The organism is Chitinophaga sp. G7 BAM 1005 (genome assembly GCF_057126945.1).
In genome coordinates this window covers 6,253,162-6,269,298 of the sequence record NZ_CP181478.1, presented here as the reverse complement: position 1 = coordinate 6,269,298, position 16,137 = coordinate 6,253,162, and the positions used below count along the sequence as shown (strand labels likewise).

The window sequence follows — 16,137 nt, the reverse complement described above, 5'->3', positions numbered from 1 at the left end:
TTACGATAAATGATTTGCGATACTGAGAGGTAAATATATAATAAATTCCGCTCCCTCACCAGGCGCCGAATTCACAACTATCTTCCCTTTATGCTTCTCAATGATACTGAATACGATAGATAATCCCAGCCCGGTACCTTCCCCTACATCTTTGGTGGTGAAAAAAGGATCAAAGATCTTTTCCCGCACGGCTTCCGACATACCAATACCGGTATCCCTGATGGTAATAACAATGAAATTGTTCTCCTGCCTGGTAGTGATGGAGATGAATTCATTATGATGTTCTTTCTTGCTTTTGATAGCGTTCAGCGCATTGCTGAAAATGTTCATGAATACCTGGTTTATTTTACCGGCGTAACATTCTATCTTCGGCAAACCCGCATAATCCTTTATAATGTTCACATAAGGTGGTATGGCATTACGAAGCAGTACCAGCGTGGAGTCTAGTCCCTCGTGGATGTCAATGGATTTTACCTCGCTTTCATCCAGCCGGCTGAAAGTGCGTAATCCCTTCACAATTTCGGCGGTGCGTGAAGCGCCGTCTTCTATACCCTTGATAAGCGAAGAAATTTCTTCGTGGATATAATCAATATCAATTTCTTTCTTGAACAGGGCAATATCAGCCAGCGATTTTGAGATATCGGTACTCACGGGCAATTCATCATAGCGGTTTAACAGCTCTCTCAGATCTGCAATATCCAGTTTCAGCGGTTTGATATTGGAAGTAACGAAGTTGATCGGGTTATTGATTTCATGCGCAATACCAGCAGTAAGCTGACCAAGCGATGCCATCTTCTCTTTTTCTACCAGCCGGGTTTGTGCGTCTTTCAGGTTTGTTAACGCATTGTTCAGTTCCAGGTTGGTGGCCTGCAGGTCTTCTGTTCTGTCTTTTACCTTACTTTCCAGTATGATGTTTTGTTCCCTTACCAGTCTTTCATTTTCCTGAGAAATAGCCAGTGCCATTTGCTGCGATGCTTCTTTTTCCGCCTTAAACACGTTGATCTTATGTGCCAGTGCAAACGACAGTAACAGTACTTCCACACCGGAACCGATCTGCAGCGCGTAATAGGTGAAGTTGTTATATGGCAGGACATTGAAATTGCGCAGTACGAAAACGAAAATACTGATCAGGAATATTGACCATGCCAACAGGAAAAAACGCGCGGCGTTCACCCCCTTCAGGCTGATACGGTAGGCAACAACAAAGGCCATCACCGCAGCCAGGAAGGCATCCAGCTGCACCAGTATCTGCGCATAATTATACATGTCCAGGAAAGTAGGTATAAAGCAAAGAAGGTATAATACAATCACTGCATTCATCAGCTTATGCCCCAGCGGGTAATTCACTTTGGTAGACAGGAACTGCTGAATAAACACCAGCGCTGTAAGACCATTGAATACCGGCACCAGTACCGTGGCATGCATGGCCAGCCACGGACTGTTGGGATACAGGAAACGGAAGGAGTAGCCCTGCAGCGTTACCTGGGTAAGACCCACGCAAATAATGTAACTCACGTAAATGAGATAGCTGTTGTCGCGGGTGGATATATAAATGAATAGATTATAAAAGGCCATCGCCAGGATAACGCCCACATATATACCAAAAATCAGCTCGCGTTTGTTGTTCTTTTCAAAGATACTTTCCGGGGTGCCCAGGTAAATCGGTAGCTGTAACTGTTCTCCTGCCTTTACTTTCAGATAGAACTGCCGCGTTTCATTGGGCAGCATCCGTATAGGGAAATGATAGTTCTGATGATCATATCCCCGGTTTTTGTAAGCGGTAAACTCCCCCAGGTGCGTTTGCCTGATAGTGCCGTCCGGCAGCAATTCGTATAGTGTGATATCATCAATAATGGGGTATTCCACCTCCAGTAATAACTTCCCGGCATTCGACTGGTTGTTGATGGAAAACCTTGCCCATTGCGTGTAGGGTGTGATCTGCAGGTTGGGTACCTCCTGTCCGGAAGCTTTAAACGCCTGCATGGGAGCGGAGGCGATAGTGAGGGTGTCTGCCTTGTCGGTATACAGCTCAAGATAACCACCTATCTGCAGCAGCGATTTACTGTTTTTAAACACAACAGGTTGTGCCGTTACATGAAACAGGACTAACAGGGTAAAGATTGACCATAAACCAACAATCTTGGACAGCATCACGAAAATAGATTAAGTATCAGGCTTGAATTTATATGTTTTTTCAGAAATACCGGCCCCGATTAATTGTTTATGGGGTAAAGTGTGCGTGTGTAGGGATCCGGAGGCTATAGTTTACCTCGTAGGAACCCTTTGGGCCCACTTCTATTTTAGACTGCATTGGATTTTCACGCAGGTCTGAAATCAGTAATTTCTCCTTTGGGTCGGCATGCGGCAGGTTGTAGCAATCGTTGATCACCATAGCAGTAGCCAGGAAGTCGTCTTTCGGATAAAAGAACGTGCCCTTGTTCCCCAGTGATTCATCTATAACAAAACCTACGCGTTTTCCGACCCGGGTGGTGATAGGAGCACACAATACATGATAGGTGTCTATCGGTAGCTGTGCGCCCAATACAACACCCACTCTTGCCAGTACCTGGCTGCCGATTCCCATTCCGGCCACTTCTTTGGAATTCCACATTCCACAGATCTCAGCACTCCCTTTTTTTACGTACGAATATATTTTGGGATCGTATTTGCCTATTGCCGTTTCAATAGGCAGTGGCAGCACGCCGTCAGCAATCTGCACGCGTGCCCCACCATATGTTTTGGTACGAGTATCGTCCTCCACTATGATCACTATTGTATTTTCATGTTGCATCCAGTCAGCGCTGCCAGATGTTACCTGGGCAATGCCAAAATAGATTTCCAGCAACTTGAGGTGACCAGTATAAAATCTCATGCAAGCCTCAGGATCATCCGGAGCCCTAAATACCCTTACATTAATCATGACATTGCGGAATAGCGCTTATACAAGGCATAAGTATGTTAAACAATCAACTGCTCAAAATCTATGTAATACCTGCCTGAACTCTTTAACTGATCCAGGGCTATGCGACGGCATGTGTCGGCCACCAGTGCTCCTCCCAGTACAACTGAAGAGGCCAGCTGGGGCCAGGTGGTAATAGTTTTACCAATCTCACCCAGGGAAAATTTCATCCTGGAGGATGCCTTGTCCAGCGCCAGCATGGGGCTGAAAATAGGGAGTTTCTCCGCATCTGTCAAACCCTTTAAGGTGTCAATATCCACCTCCGGTATAAGACCGTGCATAAGCGGCCTGTCCGGCTCAAGATCAAACCGCTCAATATCTATCATACCCCTGTCGTTCATTTCCATAACAACCGGTATCTTCAGCGCTTTTGCCTTTATTCTGCTTAATATCTTTATATCCACGCCATCACACTCTTCCACAAAAATATCCAGCACACCGTCACCGGTAAAGAAGTCATCCATGTTGGCTTCAGTCATGCCATCCTGGTAAATGCTCACCTTGATAAACGGGTCCAGCTCCGCAATTTCACGGGCGGCTATTACCACTTTCGGCAACTGGATATTATGTACCCCACAACGGATCCTGTTCATATTGGTCAGCTCCAGCCGGTCGAAGTCCGCCAGTCGTAACTCGCCGCAAATACGCTCCATCACCAGGGTTAATGCGATCGATTGACCAACCGACAACCCCACAATGCCGATCTTCTTTTTGGATAATACCGCAATTTCTTCCGCGGTAATTTTATGCTGGTTCCTGCTGGTACGTAACTCAATAAACTCCGCTTCATTTACCAGGTGCACTACGTGATCACTCCAGGGATAATATACCCATACCCCATATTTTTCCGGAGAAACTCCGGCAAGATGTGCCTGTACTTTTTCCTCGTACTCCGCGGCAGTCAAGCGTTTAGTAGGATTCCTGATTTTCATCAGCTCCTTTAACTGAGAGTCGATATGGTCGTTAATACGTAGGTGCGGACGGGTTTTCAGAAGGGTTTCGAAGGACTGAAGGTCTTGTGCGCGCTTCAATTCATAAAAAACAGGCTTATATTCATTGTTTTCAACCTGTTGTTTCCTGAGGTACTCTTGTATCATGTTTCCTGCTTTATCGAGGTTGGACCAGGATTGCTTGCACTGGATTATGCTATATTATCGTTGTGTAAAGCAATTCCTGTTGCTCTTAGTATTCGCTTAAAATATTAATTATATATGTGATCGGTTATTACGTTGGCGTATTGGCGGGTTAATGAACAGGTTTCTTTGTTTGCCTGCCAGGCCCGGGATAAATATATCTGGCAATCATACAATTAACTACAATTCACCATTGCAATCATGATATGAATGTATGGTAAAATAGTAATTTAATATGAAAACAAAGTAAAAGTTTCCCTTTATTTTGATATTAAATCCTCGTTTTTATACTTTTACCTTAGTTTTAATATTACTTTTCATCTCTCCCCACCAAAGAGATTTGGTTTAATATTTGCGGCTTTCCCCGCCTGACTCGATCTTTATTACTCAATAATATATTTAAATAATAAAACATGGATAAGAGAGAATTTCTCAAGCTTACCAGTCTTGCCGGCGCCGCCATCCTGAGTGGGCCATTGAGCAGCCTGGCCACTTCTTCTGTATCCGGACAGCCGGCCTTTGCCGATCCTAAAGCACCCTTTGTTCTTCCTGCGTTGCCTTATGCTTATGATGCCCTGGAGCCTCATATCGATAAGCTCACTATGGAAATTCACCATGACAAGCACCATGCTGCCTATGTGAAAAATCTGAACGATAACCTCGCCGGTACTGCCTTTGCAACACTATCGCTGGAAGAAATCCTGAACAAGGTAACGGATAAAGACAAAGCCGTTCGCAATAATGGCGGCGGACATTATAATCACTCCCTCTTCTGGACGTTATTATCTCCTACAAAGAAAACACCTTCTGATAAGCTGAAATCAGCCATCACCGGCGCTTTCGGTAGCTGGGAAGCTTTCCGGACAAAATTCAATGATGCCGCAAAAACTGTTTTCGGTTCCGGTTGGGCATGGCTCATCGTTACCCCGGATAAAAAACTGGCTATCATCAATACCCCTAACCAGGACAATCCGCTGATGCATAATATCGTGAAAGATAAAGGCACACCCATCCTGGCACTCGACGTATGGGAACATGCCTACTATCTGAAACATCAGAACAAACGCCCGGAATATATCGATGCTTTCTGGAACGCTGTGAACTGGGATGAAGTAGAGAAACGGTATAATGCCGCGGTATAATCGCCTTCGGCGATTTTAAATTGTCTTGGAGCAGGATTACGCTGATTATACTGATTAGCTGGATTTTGATTTTTTAGATTAATAATGATTAAGGGAGATAAAAGCGAATATATCCGCTTATATCTCCCTTAATCCTTTATAAAATCCAAAAATAAAAATCCAGCTAATCAGTATAATCAGCGTAATCCTGCTCCAAGACAATTTAAAATCGCCGAAGGCGATCACTTCCGCTTCAGGAACACAAACCCGTTCTTCTCGCCAATCACTTCCAGGTTAGGATGATGCCGGTACGGCTCACTGTCCGTAATACGGCAAATGAAATAGGCGGGCTTATCTATCCTGCCATTCAGCAGCCAGTCTTCATTGTAATAATTTTTATTGGAATGTGGCAGCTCTCTTGAATAGTAGTGCTGTGCATAACTGTGGTAACCTAACGCCTTCACATATACGTCTTTACCCTGCAGGGAAATGAAATAATCTATGGCAGCACGCTGTGAGTAGGCTTCTATCTTGGGTACAAAGTGTACCACCGTTACCTGTATCACCAAGATGGAACTGATAAACAAACACAACAACCCTTTGCTGATCTTACGGCGTATCAGTAATACGCTGCTCACAATTACCAGGATTATATACCCTGCACCATACCCGGCTTCCGCTATCGACCAGGGCACATCTGCCTGCAGGTTGGCAACGGCAAATTTATCACCGATGTAAGGAATCAGCATGTCTTTATAAACACCTACCAGTGGTAATACCGCAATCGCTAATCCCAGCACAATACCTATAAAAAGTATGAGAGCAATATTCCAGCCCCGCAGCCGCTGCTTCCCTTCGGAGAGCAGGTACACCTGCCAGGCTGCAAGAAAAGACAGCGGGAAATAGCACAGCGAAGAATAATGTACAATCTTTGTTTTCACAATAGAGAAGAGGATCAGCACTACCCAGAATAATACCCACATCCATACCTTGAAATCCTTTAGCTCAATGGCGGCGGGAGTGGAGTAGATCGTTTTTTTTCTACTCTGCAAATAGGTGAAAAGAAAGGTGCTCGCCGGAAAACAGCCTATCAGCAACACAATCCAGTGGTAAAAGAAAGGACCGCCATGACCGGCATCTTCCGTAGTAAGCAGGCGGATCTGGTAAGCCACAAATTCATTGACAAACCACCAGCCATGTGCTACAATTTCATACCCAAACCACAACAGCGTGGTGACACAGGCAAACAGGGCAATTAAGCCGATATGGGAAAACCGGATACTGATCTTTCCTTTATTCCAGATCCAGTATATCAACAGGCACAGCAAAGCCACCAGTATAGCTACGGGTCCTTTGGTTAATACCGCCAGCCCCAGGAAGAAACCACTGAGAATAGCCATGCGGAAAGGCTTACTGTTATACCCGATGCGATAGGCAAAGTAGATAGAAAGAAAGATGAAGAAATTAAACGTAGGATCTATAATACCTGATTTAAAATAAAAATGCGGTAACCAGGAGCCTGCATATACCAATGCCCACCAGAAACCAAATCTTTCATCCACTGTTTTTCTGCCGATGGCAAATAAACTGATCAATGTAGCAATACCGATGATGGCATTGGGGAAACGGGCGGCAAAATCATTTATGCCAAAAAGCTGCATACTGCCTGCCTGCATCCATATAAACAAAGGTGGTTTTTCCCAGAAAGGACGGAAATCGATCTGCACCTGGCTGTAGTTGTGGCTTACTATCATTTCCCGGGCTGCTTCTGCAAAGTTGATTTCATCCCAGTCAAATAAATGTACGGCCCCCAGAAAAGGTATAAATAGTAAAGCGGCCACCAGGGCAATCAATAGGTATTTCATTGAAAGTATTTAAAAAATTGGATTACGAACGGTCACTGGCTGACCGTTCGTAATTATGCATTGCTATGTGGTGGCATTGGCCTGTAAAAGCGCCTCTGCACATACTTCCGGCGACGACGTGGTATCCCGGAACTTAAAAAGTCCATACACGATAACGGTACTTAAGGTACCCACAATGCTACCCACATATACATCCACAAAAAAATGTTGTGCCAGGTAAATGCGGGAATAACCGGCGCAAAGTGCCATCATTAATAACAGTAATCCCAGCTTTTTATTGCGCACAATGACAGTCAGAAAGCTGAACATGCCAAAGGCGGCTGCGGAATGACCAGATGGGAAACTGCAACTGCTGTGCACATTTACCCATTTTACGGTGTGCACCAATGTGGCGGTTTCATCTCCGAAATAGGAGATGGGGCGCGGTGCATTATAATAATGTTTGGCCATCTGTACTACGATGGTGACCAGCAGCAGCACTGCCAGCCCGATAAAGAATAACCTGAACCGCTGTGTTACCAGCATCAGGAACAGCACTATTCCAAACATAATTCCATCACCGAGGTAGGTAAGCCCGGTAACAATAACATCGCCCCAGTCGGAATGTTCTCTGTTAATACTGAGAAACAGGTCCCGTTGACTGTAAGTGGCCAACATTACTCCCCCCACTACCAGCCATAGTAAGAAGGGCAGAAAGAACCAGGAGTTCTTTCTGAACAGTGTAAACAGCGTTTTCAAGTCTGTAGGTTTTAAATTGTAGGTTGTTTGCTTTAAATCTCTTTAAGCACTTCTTTCTTTCTAAATCTTTGTAAGAACTTTTTTATTTGTTGAATAACGCGAAAATAATACTCTTTGTTAAAAAGCTGCGAATCATTCATAGCCTTAACAATAAGGAAACCTGCAATGGGGAGTAACACCATATTGGATAACCACATGCCCGACCAGGTGAACATCACGCCATTCCTGGCCATCTTTTCGCCTATCATGAAAAATACATTAAAAATCACAAAAAAGATCACAGCAAACACCAGCGGTGTGCCCAATCCTCCTTTTCTGATAATAGAACCCAGGGGGGCGCCTATCAGGAACATCACGATACAGGCGGCAGCCAGCGTAAATTTACGTTGCCATTCAACTTTGTGCATCAGGATTACGCCATGCTTATCTTCAAACTCCTGGGTAGGCTGTTCAAGGGCGCTCTGTGTTTCACGAACATTTTGCTCTGCCCTTTCCAGCACGGTACGAAGGCTCTTCTCGGGTATAATATCTTCAAATTCCTTTGCTTTCAGCGGGGGGGCGCTGGCTGCCCAGGCAGAATCCTTCCATTTGAAGAAAGGATAACGTACAGTAACATACGAATTTACTGTTTTGCTGTACTGGTTTTCTATTTTCTGCAGGGAATCTATTGCCACATCCAGCTGTCTTACATTCAGCATTTGCTGGTTGGAGGCAAAAAGATCCATGTTCAGGCGGTTAAAGGCAAATGAGCTCAGGTCAAATGCCTTGCTGTATTTTTTAAAACCCAGCCTGATCATGTCGCCCGGAACTGTGTATCCGCGGTTGTTCCGCTCTTCATAACGCCACCCGTTATCCAGGATAAAATACAGGAAACGTTTGTTGGCGGTAAGTACCATCTGTCCCTTTTCGGCCAGGATGATCCGGTCGCCGCCACCACTCTGGTGATCGAAGATCATTACCTGGTGGATGGTCTGGTTGTCTTTATCCTTTTGGGCTACTTTAATGGTATAGCCCGGAATATCTTTATAGAATACACCTGCCTTGATGTTAAAGGCAGGTTTGGAGTTGGTAATATCATAAAGCAGTGATTTGGCCTGGAGGTTGGCCACCGGGATTACATAGTTGGCAAACAAAAAGGCCAGGAAAGCGATAACAGAACACACCAGCAGCAGCGGGCGGATAAAACGCAACAGGGAAATGCCTGAAGATTTTAACGCTACCAGTTCAAAACTTTCTCCCAGGTTACCAAAGGTCATAATGGAAGAGAGCAACACCGCAAGGGGAAGGGCCAGGGTTACCAGTGTGGCGCTGGTATAGGCAATGAGCTGTATAATCACACCCGTATCCAGACCTTTACCCACCAGGTCGTCCACATACTTCCAGAGGAACTGCATTACCAGTACAAATAAGGTAACAAAGAAGGTAGCTACAAAGGGACCCAGAAAGGTTTTTATAATTAGTTTGTCGAGTTTTTTCACTGATAATGCGGTATTAAAAAGATGGAATCCCGATCTTCGTATTCTACTGGTCAGGATACTCCTAAACGGTAAAGTTAGCACGAATTCACAAAGGAGTGTTAAGGAGAACCTGAAAATACCGTTAAAATTTATATGGAAAGTTTTGAACTAACGCCGGAAGAAGCGGCTGTTATAGAAAGCACTCATTTTATTCTCCTGAAAAACAGCGCAATAGAGAAGGTAATGGCGTTGATGGGAAAGCTGCAGGAAGCACTGGCGGCGTACGACCGTAACAGTAATTTTCCCTTTAAGCCGGAGTGGCTGCTGCAGGGAGGTAAAATTTCAAAGGGTGAACAGTATAAAGGGCTGCCCTGGGTAATGCTGGACTACCCGCGTTATTTCAGTAAAACGGAAGCATTTGCGTTCCGCACCATGTTCTGGTGGGGGCATTATTTTAGCGCTACCCTGCACCTGGCGGGTAACGTAAAGCGCTATTACGGTGCTGTTCTTGAAAGCAGTTACACAAAACTGGCGGAGGCCGGATTTCAGGTGTATGTTCAGGAAGATCCCTGGGAGCATGATTTCGAAAACGGAAATTATTGTTTCATAGACACCTTAAGTTTAGATGAGTGGAAGACGCTGATTAGCCGGAACGATTTTATCAAAGTGGCTAAACCTTTCGTGATCGGTCATTGGGGCAAAATAATTACTGATGTAGTGGAGGCCTATGCTGCGCTACTCAATATACTTGAAAATAAAGGGGCTTAGCTGCCGATGCGGTGGAAGAGATCTTTCACCTGGTATTCCCATAGCTGACTTTGGTCCTTCACTTCTTTCTTCTCTGCGAAATCTTTTACTACCAGGATAGTTTCATTCGTTACTTCAGAAATTTGTATACGGAACTCAAAATATTCTTCTTTGGGAGCATGCGTCCAGTGCAGCCGGATGTACTCATCTTCCTCCTGTTCCAGTACTTCCGCTTCTTCGGCCGTACCGTTCCATGAAAAGGAAAAAACATTATCCCTGAAATCAACCCTATCGGCAAACCACTCCTGTAAACCAGCAGGGGTCGATAAGAATTCATACAGGATACCGGGTGAGCACCTTACCGGAAATTCTAACTCATAAAGCACTTTCTTAGACATCTCTCAAATAATTAGTAAATCAATATCATCCAGTTGCAATTATAGAAAATATTTTACTCTGTCAAAATAATTTACGGTTTTTTTTTATAGAATACATAAAAACTTTACACGCCTTAATAAAACTATATATATTACATCTATAATAAATATAAAATACAGACATGTGATAGCGCTGACTGCTTCGCCTCTATAGTGGCGAATTTCCACGACAATTGCAAGCCCTTAATGATCAATCGATTTTATTTGGAAATGATTTAAAAACAATAGATTTTTTTTGGTGGCTATCTAAAAAAAGTTATTTTTGTCAGGCATTCATCAAATCTTAACTTTTTATTAACCTGTAACTGTTCCGACTCTATGTCAATGCGCCAACTTAAAATCACTAAATCCATTACCAACAGGGAATCACAATCCCTGGAGAAGTATCTGCAGGAGATTGGGAAAGTGGATTTAATTACGCCGGAAGAAGAGGTAAACCTGGCTATCCGGATCAAGCAGGGCGATCAGAGAGCGTTGGAGAAGCTTACAAAAGCAAACCTCCGCTTTGTGGTATCCGTTGCGAAACAGTACCAGAACCAGGGCCTGTCACTCAGTGACCTGATCAACGAGGGGAACCTCGGGTTAATTAAAGCTGCTCAACGTTTTGATGAAACGCGCGGTTTTAAATTCATTTCCTACGCCGTTTGGTGGATCCGTCAGTCTATCCTGCAGGCACTGGCAGAACAATCCAGGATTGTTCGCCTTCCGCTTAACAAAGTGGGCCTGAGCAACAAGATCAGCAAGGCGTACTCCCAGCTGGAACAGGAATATGAAAGAGAACCATCTCCCGATGAACTGGCTACCATCCTTGAAATCAATACGGAAGAAGTGGAAGCAACCCTCGGCGTTGCTGCCCGTCACGTATCAATGGACGCGCCTTTTATCGACGGGGAAGATAACTCCCTGCTGGATGTACTCGAAAACCCAAATGCGGTTAGCGCAGACGAGGAACTGGATCATCATGATTCCCTCCGCCGCGAAATCGAGCGCTCCCTCTCTACTTTAACAGATCGTCAGAAAGATGTGATCATGCTGTACTTCGGCATCGCCGTTGAACACCCCATGTCACTCGAAGATATCGGCGAAAAATTTGGCCTGACCCGCGAACGCGTACGCCAGATCAAAGACAAAGCCATTACCAAATTAAGAACCACTTCCAGGAGCAAGTTGCTGCGCAACTACCTCGGATAGGCGGATGTTGTCTTACTCAGGATTACGCTGATTATGCTGATTAACCTGAGTTTATAGTTGATTTTGTAAAGATTTTTAAAGATTAGCGAAGATGGCTGCGGTAATACCCGCAACGGTCTTCGCTAATCTTTTTTAATCCCAAATGATCAGATCCGGGTAATCAGCATAATCAGCGTAATCCTGAGTAAGACAAAATCCGCGAGACAAAATCCCCAAAAAAATATACTTTTGCAATCCGTTTAAAATACCAACAATGTTTGAATCATTATCAGAGAGACTCGATTCCGCGTTTAAACAGCTTAAAGGGGAAGGCCGGATTTCAGAAATAAATATCGCCTCTACCGTTAAAGAGATCCGTCGTGCATTGGTGGATGCGGATGTGAACTATAAAATTGCCAAGGAATTTACAGATAAAGTAAAGGATAAAGCATTGGGCGAAAAGGTGTTAACATCTATTTCCCCCGGTCAGCTCATGGTGAAGATCGTAAAGGATGAACTGGCCGAACTCATGGGCGGCACTGAAGCCGAATTCGATCTCAAATCCAATCCTACCGTTGTACTGATCGCAGGTTTGCAGGGTTCGGGTAAAACCACCTTCTCCGGTAAACTGGGTAACTTCCTCAAAACAAAGAAAAACAAGAAACCCTTACTGGTAGCTGCCGATATCTACCGCCCCGCTGCGATAGACCAGCTGAAGGTACTGGGCGAACAAATAGGCGTGGAAGTGTACAGCGAACCGGAAAATAAAAACGCCGTTCAGATCGCTGAAAACGCCATCAAACACGCAAAAGCCAATAACTTCAACGTTATTATCATCGATACCGCCGGCCGCTTGGCGGTAGACGAGGCGATGATGAACGAAGTTGCCGCCGTAAAAGCAGCGGTGAAACCGCAGGAAATACTGTTCGTGGTGGATTCCATGACCGGCCAGGATGCGGTGAACACTGCCAAAGCGTTCAATGAGCGCCTCGACTTTACCGGCGTAGTCCTCACCAAACTGGATGGCGATACCCGCGGTGGTGCGGCGCTTACCATCAAATACACGGTGGAAAAGCCCATCAAGTTCGTGAGCATGGGTGAAAAACTCGATACCCTCGACGTTTTCTACCCCGAACGTATGGCGCAGCGTATTCTAGGAATGGGTGATATCACCACCCTCGTGGAACGCGCCCAGGAACAGTTCAACGAAGAACAGGCCAAGAAACTCGAGAAAAAGATCCGCCAGAACCAATTCGATTTCGACGACTTCAAGGAACAACTCCAACAGATTAAAAAAATGGGTAACCTGAAAGATCTGATGGGCATGATCCCCGGCGTCGGGAAGGCAGTAAAGGACCTGGATATCAGCGATGACGCTTTTAAGGGCATTGAAGCCATGATCAACTCCATGACGAAGGCAGAACGTGCCGACCCGGATATGATCGACGGAAGCCGCCGCAAACGCATCGCAAAAGGCGCCGGAAAAAACATCCAGGACGTTAACCAGTTCATGAAACAGTTTGAACAGATGCGCCAGATGATGAAAATGATGAATAAATTTGGCGGTGGTGGTAAGGGTTTGAAAGGAATGGTGAGATAAACGGATCAGATTGATATAAATATTTTTTGCAAATACCAACTTACTGATTACATTTGCATCCCTAATTAAACAATATTTCCTAACTCGCAAAAAATAACTCGACTTATTTATGCCAGTAAAAATCAGACTGCAGAGACATGGCGCGAAAAAAAGGCCTTTCTATTTTATCGTAGTAGCCGACGCCCGCGCACCAAGAGATGGTAAATTCATCCAGAAAATTGGTACTTACAATCCTTTAACAGTTCCGGCTTCCATCAACATCGATACCGAAAAGGCATTGCGTTGGTTGCAGAAAGGTGCTCAACCTACCGATACTGTTAGAAGAATCTTGTCATTCAAAGGTGTATTGTATTTGAAACACCTGTTAAGAGGTGTTACTTTGAACCTGTTCGACGAGCCTACTGCTTACCAGAAGTTTGCACAATGGCAAGCTGAACACGAACAAAAAGTTTCTGCCCGCCGTGACGGTCACAAGAAAGCAAGGATTGCTGCTCCAATCGTAAGAAAGGTAGAAGACACTCCGGCTGCTCCAGCGACTGAAACACCAGCAGCAGAAGAAGGTAACGAAGCATAAAACGGCAACGTTTTAACAATACCTGAAAAAGGAAATATTTGCAACCGCAAATGTTTCCTTTTTTAATTTTTGTTAATAGCCTCACCAGCAATCAGTTACCTGATCCGCTAAAGTCCGACAGCAAAAAATTATGAGTAATTATTTCAGTATAGGTAAACTTGCTTCAGCGCATGGTTTACAGGGCGACCTGGTTTTAAGACACAGCCTGGGCAAAAGATCCGCGCTGAAAGGGGTAACCGTTATATTCCTGGAAGAACGCAAAAACAGCTTTATTCCCTACTTTATACAACAGGTAACCGTAAAGGATACCGAAAGCGTATACATCAAACTGGAAGGAATAGATACCAAGGAAGCCGCACACAAACTGATGCCGGCACAGGTATACCTGCAGGAAGAAGACTTCAAACAACAAACCGCTTCCTCTGCGCCCCTCGCTTTACTGGGATTTGCCGTGGAAGACCAGCAATACGGCCCGCTGGGCACTATTGAGGAAGTCATTGAGATGCCTATGCAGGTACTCGTAAAAGTATTCATCAGGGGCAAAGAAGCCCTGCTGCCGGTCAATGAGCAGTCGCTGGTGAAAGTAGACAAGAAGAACCAGACGGTACACCTCAACCTGCCGGATGGTTTGATTGAATTATACACCGGTTGATCTGCCGGATACAACCGTTATAAAGGGCACACAATCATGCGAATAGATATAATCACCGTATTACCGGAATTGCTCGAAAGCCCGCTGTCTCACTCTATTATGAAGAGGGCACAGGCCAAAGGCCTGCTGGAAATACATGTACATCCGCTCAGGCAGTATTCCAACCTGAAACACAGCCAGGTAGACGACTACCAGTTTGGGGGTGGCGCAGGAATGGTGATGATGCTGGAGCCCATTGTAAACGCTATTGAGTCGCTCCAGGCAAAAGTACAGTACGATGAGGTGATTTACCTCACACCCGATGGCGAAACGCTGAACCAGAAAATGGCTAATCAGCTATCGCTCAAAGGCAACCTGCTTATGCTTTGCGGACACTATAAAGGCATCGATCAGCGTATCCGGGATCACTTTATCACCAAAGAGATCTCCATCGGCGATTACGTGCTGAGCGGGGGAGAATTAGGGGCCGCGGTGCTGGTGGATGCCATCGGACGTCTCCTGCCCGGCGTGCTGAATAATGAAACCAGCGCCCTTACAGACTCCTTCCAGGACAATCTGCTGGCGCCCCCGGTATACACCCGCCCGGAAGAGTTCCGTGGCTGGAAAGTACCGGAAATCCTCCTGAGTGGAGATCATAAAAAAATCGATGAGTGGAGACACCAGGAATCGGTAGAAAGAACAAAACAACGCAGGCCCGACCTGTTATAACTTAATGATACATAGGTCATATAGAGCGCTTTGCCATTTGAAAGGGATAATTTCTTGATTTTTAATTTGGTAAATGCTATTTCTTGACTTACTTTTGCACTCCCATAAATATTTGAAAGATGAACGCAATTTCGTTTGTTCACGAACAACTGACAGCTAACAAACAGTACCCGAAGTTTAAAGCAGGCGACAACGTCACTGTCAACTATAAAATCGTGGAAGGTAATAAAGAAAGGATTCAGTCCTTTAAAGGTGATGTGTTGAAAATCCAGGGTACGGGATCAACAATGTCTTTCACTGTTAGAAAAATTTCTGATGGCATTGGTGTGGAAAGACTGTTTCCGCTTTACTCTCCTCATATCGATGGTATCGTGTTGAACAAGGTAGGTAAAGTAAGAAGAGCTAAGCTTTATTATCTGCGCGAACGTGCTGGTAAGAAAGCCCGTATCAAAGAAAAAAGGGTTTAGTATAAATACAGGGAAATTTGTTAAAAGCGGGACCATTACCGGTGCCGCTTTTTTCGTGTGCTTAAAATGGTATTAAAACTAGAGCAGGGTAGCTCATAACGGTGAAAAAGCCGATTATATCTGCTATCTTTGCTGACTGAACTTTTAAACATTTGAGAAGATGACTGCTGTTTTTTTAAATTCATCATTTTTGATCCTTCAGGATATTGGGATGTCCGAGCTGCTGTTGATTGCTGTGGTAGTATTGCTGCTCTTCGGAGGTAAAAAAATTCCCGAATTAATGCGTGGCCTCGGTAAAGGTATCCGTGAGTTTAATGACGCAAAGAACAATGTGCGCCAGGAAATCGAGGAAGGAATGAGGGAAAAGCCCGTTCAGGCTGCAGCACCGGCTACTACAGATGCACCACATACCAGCACTGAAGATGCTCCACTGCCCAAAGCATAATAAATTGTAGCCAACTCCCCCTAAAGGAGTATTTTCTGTTAATTTAATTTTAACTGGTTTAGTC

16 protein-coding genes are annotated in these 16,137 nt (G+C 44.8%); 9 read left to right on the top strand and 7 right to left on the bottom strand.

The window, feature by feature from the left end; all coding sequences use genetic code 11:
• The 3 genes from ACMXI2_RS25180 to ACMXI2_RS25170 all read right to left on the bottom strand — a co-directional run bounded on the left by ACMXI2_RS25180 (nucleotide 1) and on the right by ACMXI2_RS25170 (nucleotide 4,056).
• Nucleotides 1-2,151, bottom strand: coding sequence for a sensor histidine kinase (locus tag ACMXI2_RS25180; protein WP_483778708.1), 2,151 nt, complete (start codon nucleotides 2,149-2,151; stop codon nucleotides 1-3).
• Nucleotides 2,152-2,221: 70 nt separating this feature from the next.
• Nucleotides 2,222-2,872, bottom strand: a complete 651-nt coding sequence (locus tag ACMXI2_RS25175) for a hypothetical protein (protein WP_483778707.1) — start codon at nucleotides 2,870-2,872, stop codon at nucleotides 2,222-2,224.
• An 86-nt stretch (nucleotides 2,873-2,958) separates the two neighbouring features.
• Nucleotides 2,959-4,056, bottom strand: coding sequence for an Rv1355c family protein (locus ACMXI2_RS25170; RefSeq protein ID WP_483778706.1), 1,098 nt, complete (start codon nucleotides 4,054-4,056; stop codon nucleotides 2,959-2,961).
• Between the two features lie 449 nt (nucleotides 4,057-4,505).
• Here ACMXI2_RS25170 and ACMXI2_RS25165 point away from each other — a divergent pair, with 449 nt between their 5' ends.
• A complete protein-coding gene (locus ACMXI2_RS25165; RefSeq protein WP_483778705.1) occupies nucleotides 4,506-5,234 on the top strand; it encodes a superoxide dismutase in 729 nt (242 codons plus the stop codon).
• A 221-nt stretch (nucleotides 5,235-5,455) separates the two neighbouring features.
• Here the strand turns inward: ACMXI2_RS25165 and ACMXI2_RS25160 are convergent, their stop codons facing one another.
• From ACMXI2_RS25160 to ACMXI2_RS25150, 3 genes are all read right to left on the bottom strand, one after another.
• Entirely contained in the window at nucleotides 5,456-7,078 is a 1,623-nt protein-coding gene (locus ACMXI2_RS25160; protein ID WP_483778704.1) for an ArnT family glycosyltransferase, read from the bottom strand.
• A gap of 63 nt (nucleotides 7,079-7,141) precedes the next feature.
• Nucleotides 7,142-7,816: a phosphatase PAP2 family protein gene (locus tag ACMXI2_RS25155; RefSeq protein WP_483778703.1), complete on the bottom strand. Its 675-nt coding sequence runs from the start codon at nucleotides 7,814-7,816 to the stop codon at nucleotides 7,142-7,144.
• Nucleotides 7,817-7,848: 32 nt separating this feature from the next.
• Entirely contained in the window at nucleotides 7,849-9,294 is a 1,446-nt protein-coding gene (locus ACMXI2_RS25150) for an LptF/LptG family permease (protein ID WP_370913342.1), read from the bottom strand.
• Nucleotides 9,295-9,426: 132 nt separating this feature from the next.
• On the opposite strand from ACMXI2_RS25150, the gene ACMXI2_RS25145 reads away from it, so the two are divergent.
• Nucleotides 9,427-10,041: a hypothetical protein gene (locus ACMXI2_RS25145; protein WP_483778702.1), complete on the top strand. Its 615-nt coding sequence runs from the start codon at nucleotides 9,427-9,429 to the stop codon at nucleotides 10,039-10,041.
• On the opposite strand, the gene ACMXI2_RS25140 is transcribed toward ACMXI2_RS25145, so the two are convergent.
• Nucleotides 10,038-10,418: an START-like domain-containing protein gene (locus ACMXI2_RS25140; RefSeq protein WP_079473597.1), complete on the bottom strand. Its 381-nt coding sequence runs from the start codon at nucleotides 10,416-10,418 to the stop codon at nucleotides 10,038-10,040. The two genes, ACMXI2_RS25145 and ACMXI2_RS25140, sit on opposite strands and share 4 nt — an antisense overlap.
• A 363-nt stretch (nucleotides 10,419-10,781) precedes the next feature.
• On the opposite strand from ACMXI2_RS25140, the gene ACMXI2_RS25135 reads away from it, so the two are divergent.
• From ACMXI2_RS25135 to ACMXI2_RS25105, 7 genes are all read left to right on the top strand, one after another.
• Nucleotides 10,782-11,648 carry a sigma-70 family RNA polymerase sigma factor gene (locus ACMXI2_RS25135; protein WP_079473598.1) on the top strand — a complete coding sequence of 289 codons (867 nt, stop codon included), beginning with the start codon at nucleotides 10,782-10,784 and terminating at the stop codon, nucleotides 11,646-11,648.
• Between the two features lie 253 nt (nucleotides 11,649-11,901).
• Nucleotides 11,902-13,227, top strand: a complete 1,326-nt coding sequence (gene ffh, locus ACMXI2_RS25130; RefSeq protein WP_079473599.1) for a signal recognition particle protein — start codon at nucleotides 11,902-11,904, stop codon at nucleotides 13,225-13,227.
• A gap of 109 nt (nucleotides 13,228-13,336) precedes the next feature.
• A complete protein-coding gene (rpsP, locus tag ACMXI2_RS25125) occupies nucleotides 13,337-13,801 on the top strand; it encodes a 30S ribosomal protein S16 (protein ID WP_079473600.1) in 465 nt (154 codons plus the stop codon).
• Between the two features lie 130 nt (nucleotides 13,802-13,931).
• Nucleotides 13,932-14,453: a ribosome maturation factor RimM gene (gene rimM, locus ACMXI2_RS25120; RefSeq protein WP_483778701.1), complete on the top strand. Its 522-nt coding sequence runs from the start codon at nucleotides 13,932-13,934 to the stop codon at nucleotides 14,451-14,453.
• Between the two features lie 36 nt (nucleotides 14,454-14,489).
• On the top strand, nucleotides 14,490-15,161 hold the full coding sequence (gene trmD / locus ACMXI2_RS25115; RefSeq protein ID WP_079473602.1) for a tRNA (guanosine(37)-N1)-methyltransferase TrmD: 672 nt from the start codon (nucleotides 14,490-14,492) through the stop codon (nucleotides 15,159-15,161).
• 119 nt (nucleotides 15,162-15,280) lie between these two features.
• Nucleotides 15,281-15,628: a 50S ribosomal protein L19 gene (gene rplS / locus ACMXI2_RS25110; RefSeq protein ID WP_079473603.1), complete on the top strand. Its 348-nt coding sequence runs from the start codon at nucleotides 15,281-15,283 to the stop codon at nucleotides 15,626-15,628.
• Nucleotides 15,629-15,818: 190 nt separating this feature from the next.
• Nucleotides 15,819-16,073 carry a Sec-independent protein translocase subunit TatA/TatB gene (locus tag ACMXI2_RS25105; RefSeq protein ID WP_420986830.1) on the top strand — a complete coding sequence of 85 codons (255 nt, stop codon included), beginning with the start codon at nucleotides 15,819-15,821 and terminating at the stop codon, nucleotides 16,071-16,073.
• Nucleotides 16,074-16,137 lie beyond the last annotated feature (64 nt).

Bases quoted from the DNA above. Each gene is read 5' to 3' on its own strand.
- trmD (WP_079473602.1), top strand. From the start codon at position 14,490: ATGCGAATAGATATAATCACCGTATTACCGGAATTGCTCGAAAGCCCG.
- ACMXI2_RS25175 (WP_483778707.1), bottom strand. From the start codon at position 2,872: ATGAGATTTTATACTGGTCACCTCAAGTTGCTGGAAATCTATTTTGGC.
- ACMXI2_RS25135 (WP_079473598.1), top strand. From the start codon at position 10,782: ATGCGCCAACTTAAAATCACTAAATCCATTACCAACAGGGAATCACAA.
- ffh (WP_079473599.1), top strand. From the start codon at position 11,902: ATGTTTGAATCATTATCAGAGAGACTCGATTCCGCGTTTAAACAGCTT.
- ACMXI2_RS25145 (WP_483778702.1), top strand. From the start codon at position 9,427: ATGGAAAGTTTTGAACTAACGCCGGAAGAAGCGGCTGTTATAGAAAGC.
- ACMXI2_RS25140 (WP_079473597.1), bottom strand. From the start codon at position 10,418: ATGTCTAAGAAAGTGCTTTATGAGTTAGAATTTCCGGTAAGGTGCTCA.
- rimM (WP_483778701.1), top strand. From the start codon at position 13,932: ATGAGTAATTATTTCAGTATAGGTAAACTTGCTTCAGCGCATGGTTTA.
- ACMXI2_RS25160 (WP_483778704.1), bottom strand. From the start codon at position 7,078: ATGAAATACCTATTGATTGCCCTGGTGGCCGCTTTACTATTTATACCT.
- rpsP (WP_079473600.1), top strand. From the start codon at position 13,337: ATGCCAGTAAAAATCAGACTGCAGAGACATGGCGCGAAAAAAAGGCCT.
- ACMXI2_RS25170 (WP_483778706.1), bottom strand. From the start codon at position 4,056: ATGATACAAGAGTACCTCAGGAAACAACAGGTTGAAAACAATGAATAT.
- ACMXI2_RS25180 (WP_483778708.1), bottom strand. From the start codon at position 2,151: ATGCTGTCCAAGATTGTTGGTTTATGGTCAATCTTTACCCTGTTAGTC.
- ACMXI2_RS25165 (WP_483778705.1), top strand. From the start codon at position 4,506: ATGGATAAGAGAGAATTTCTCAAGCTTACCAGTCTTGCCGGCGCCGCC.
- rplS (WP_079473603.1), top strand. From the start codon at position 15,281: ATGAACGCAATTTCGTTTGTTCACGAACAACTGACAGCTAACAAACAG.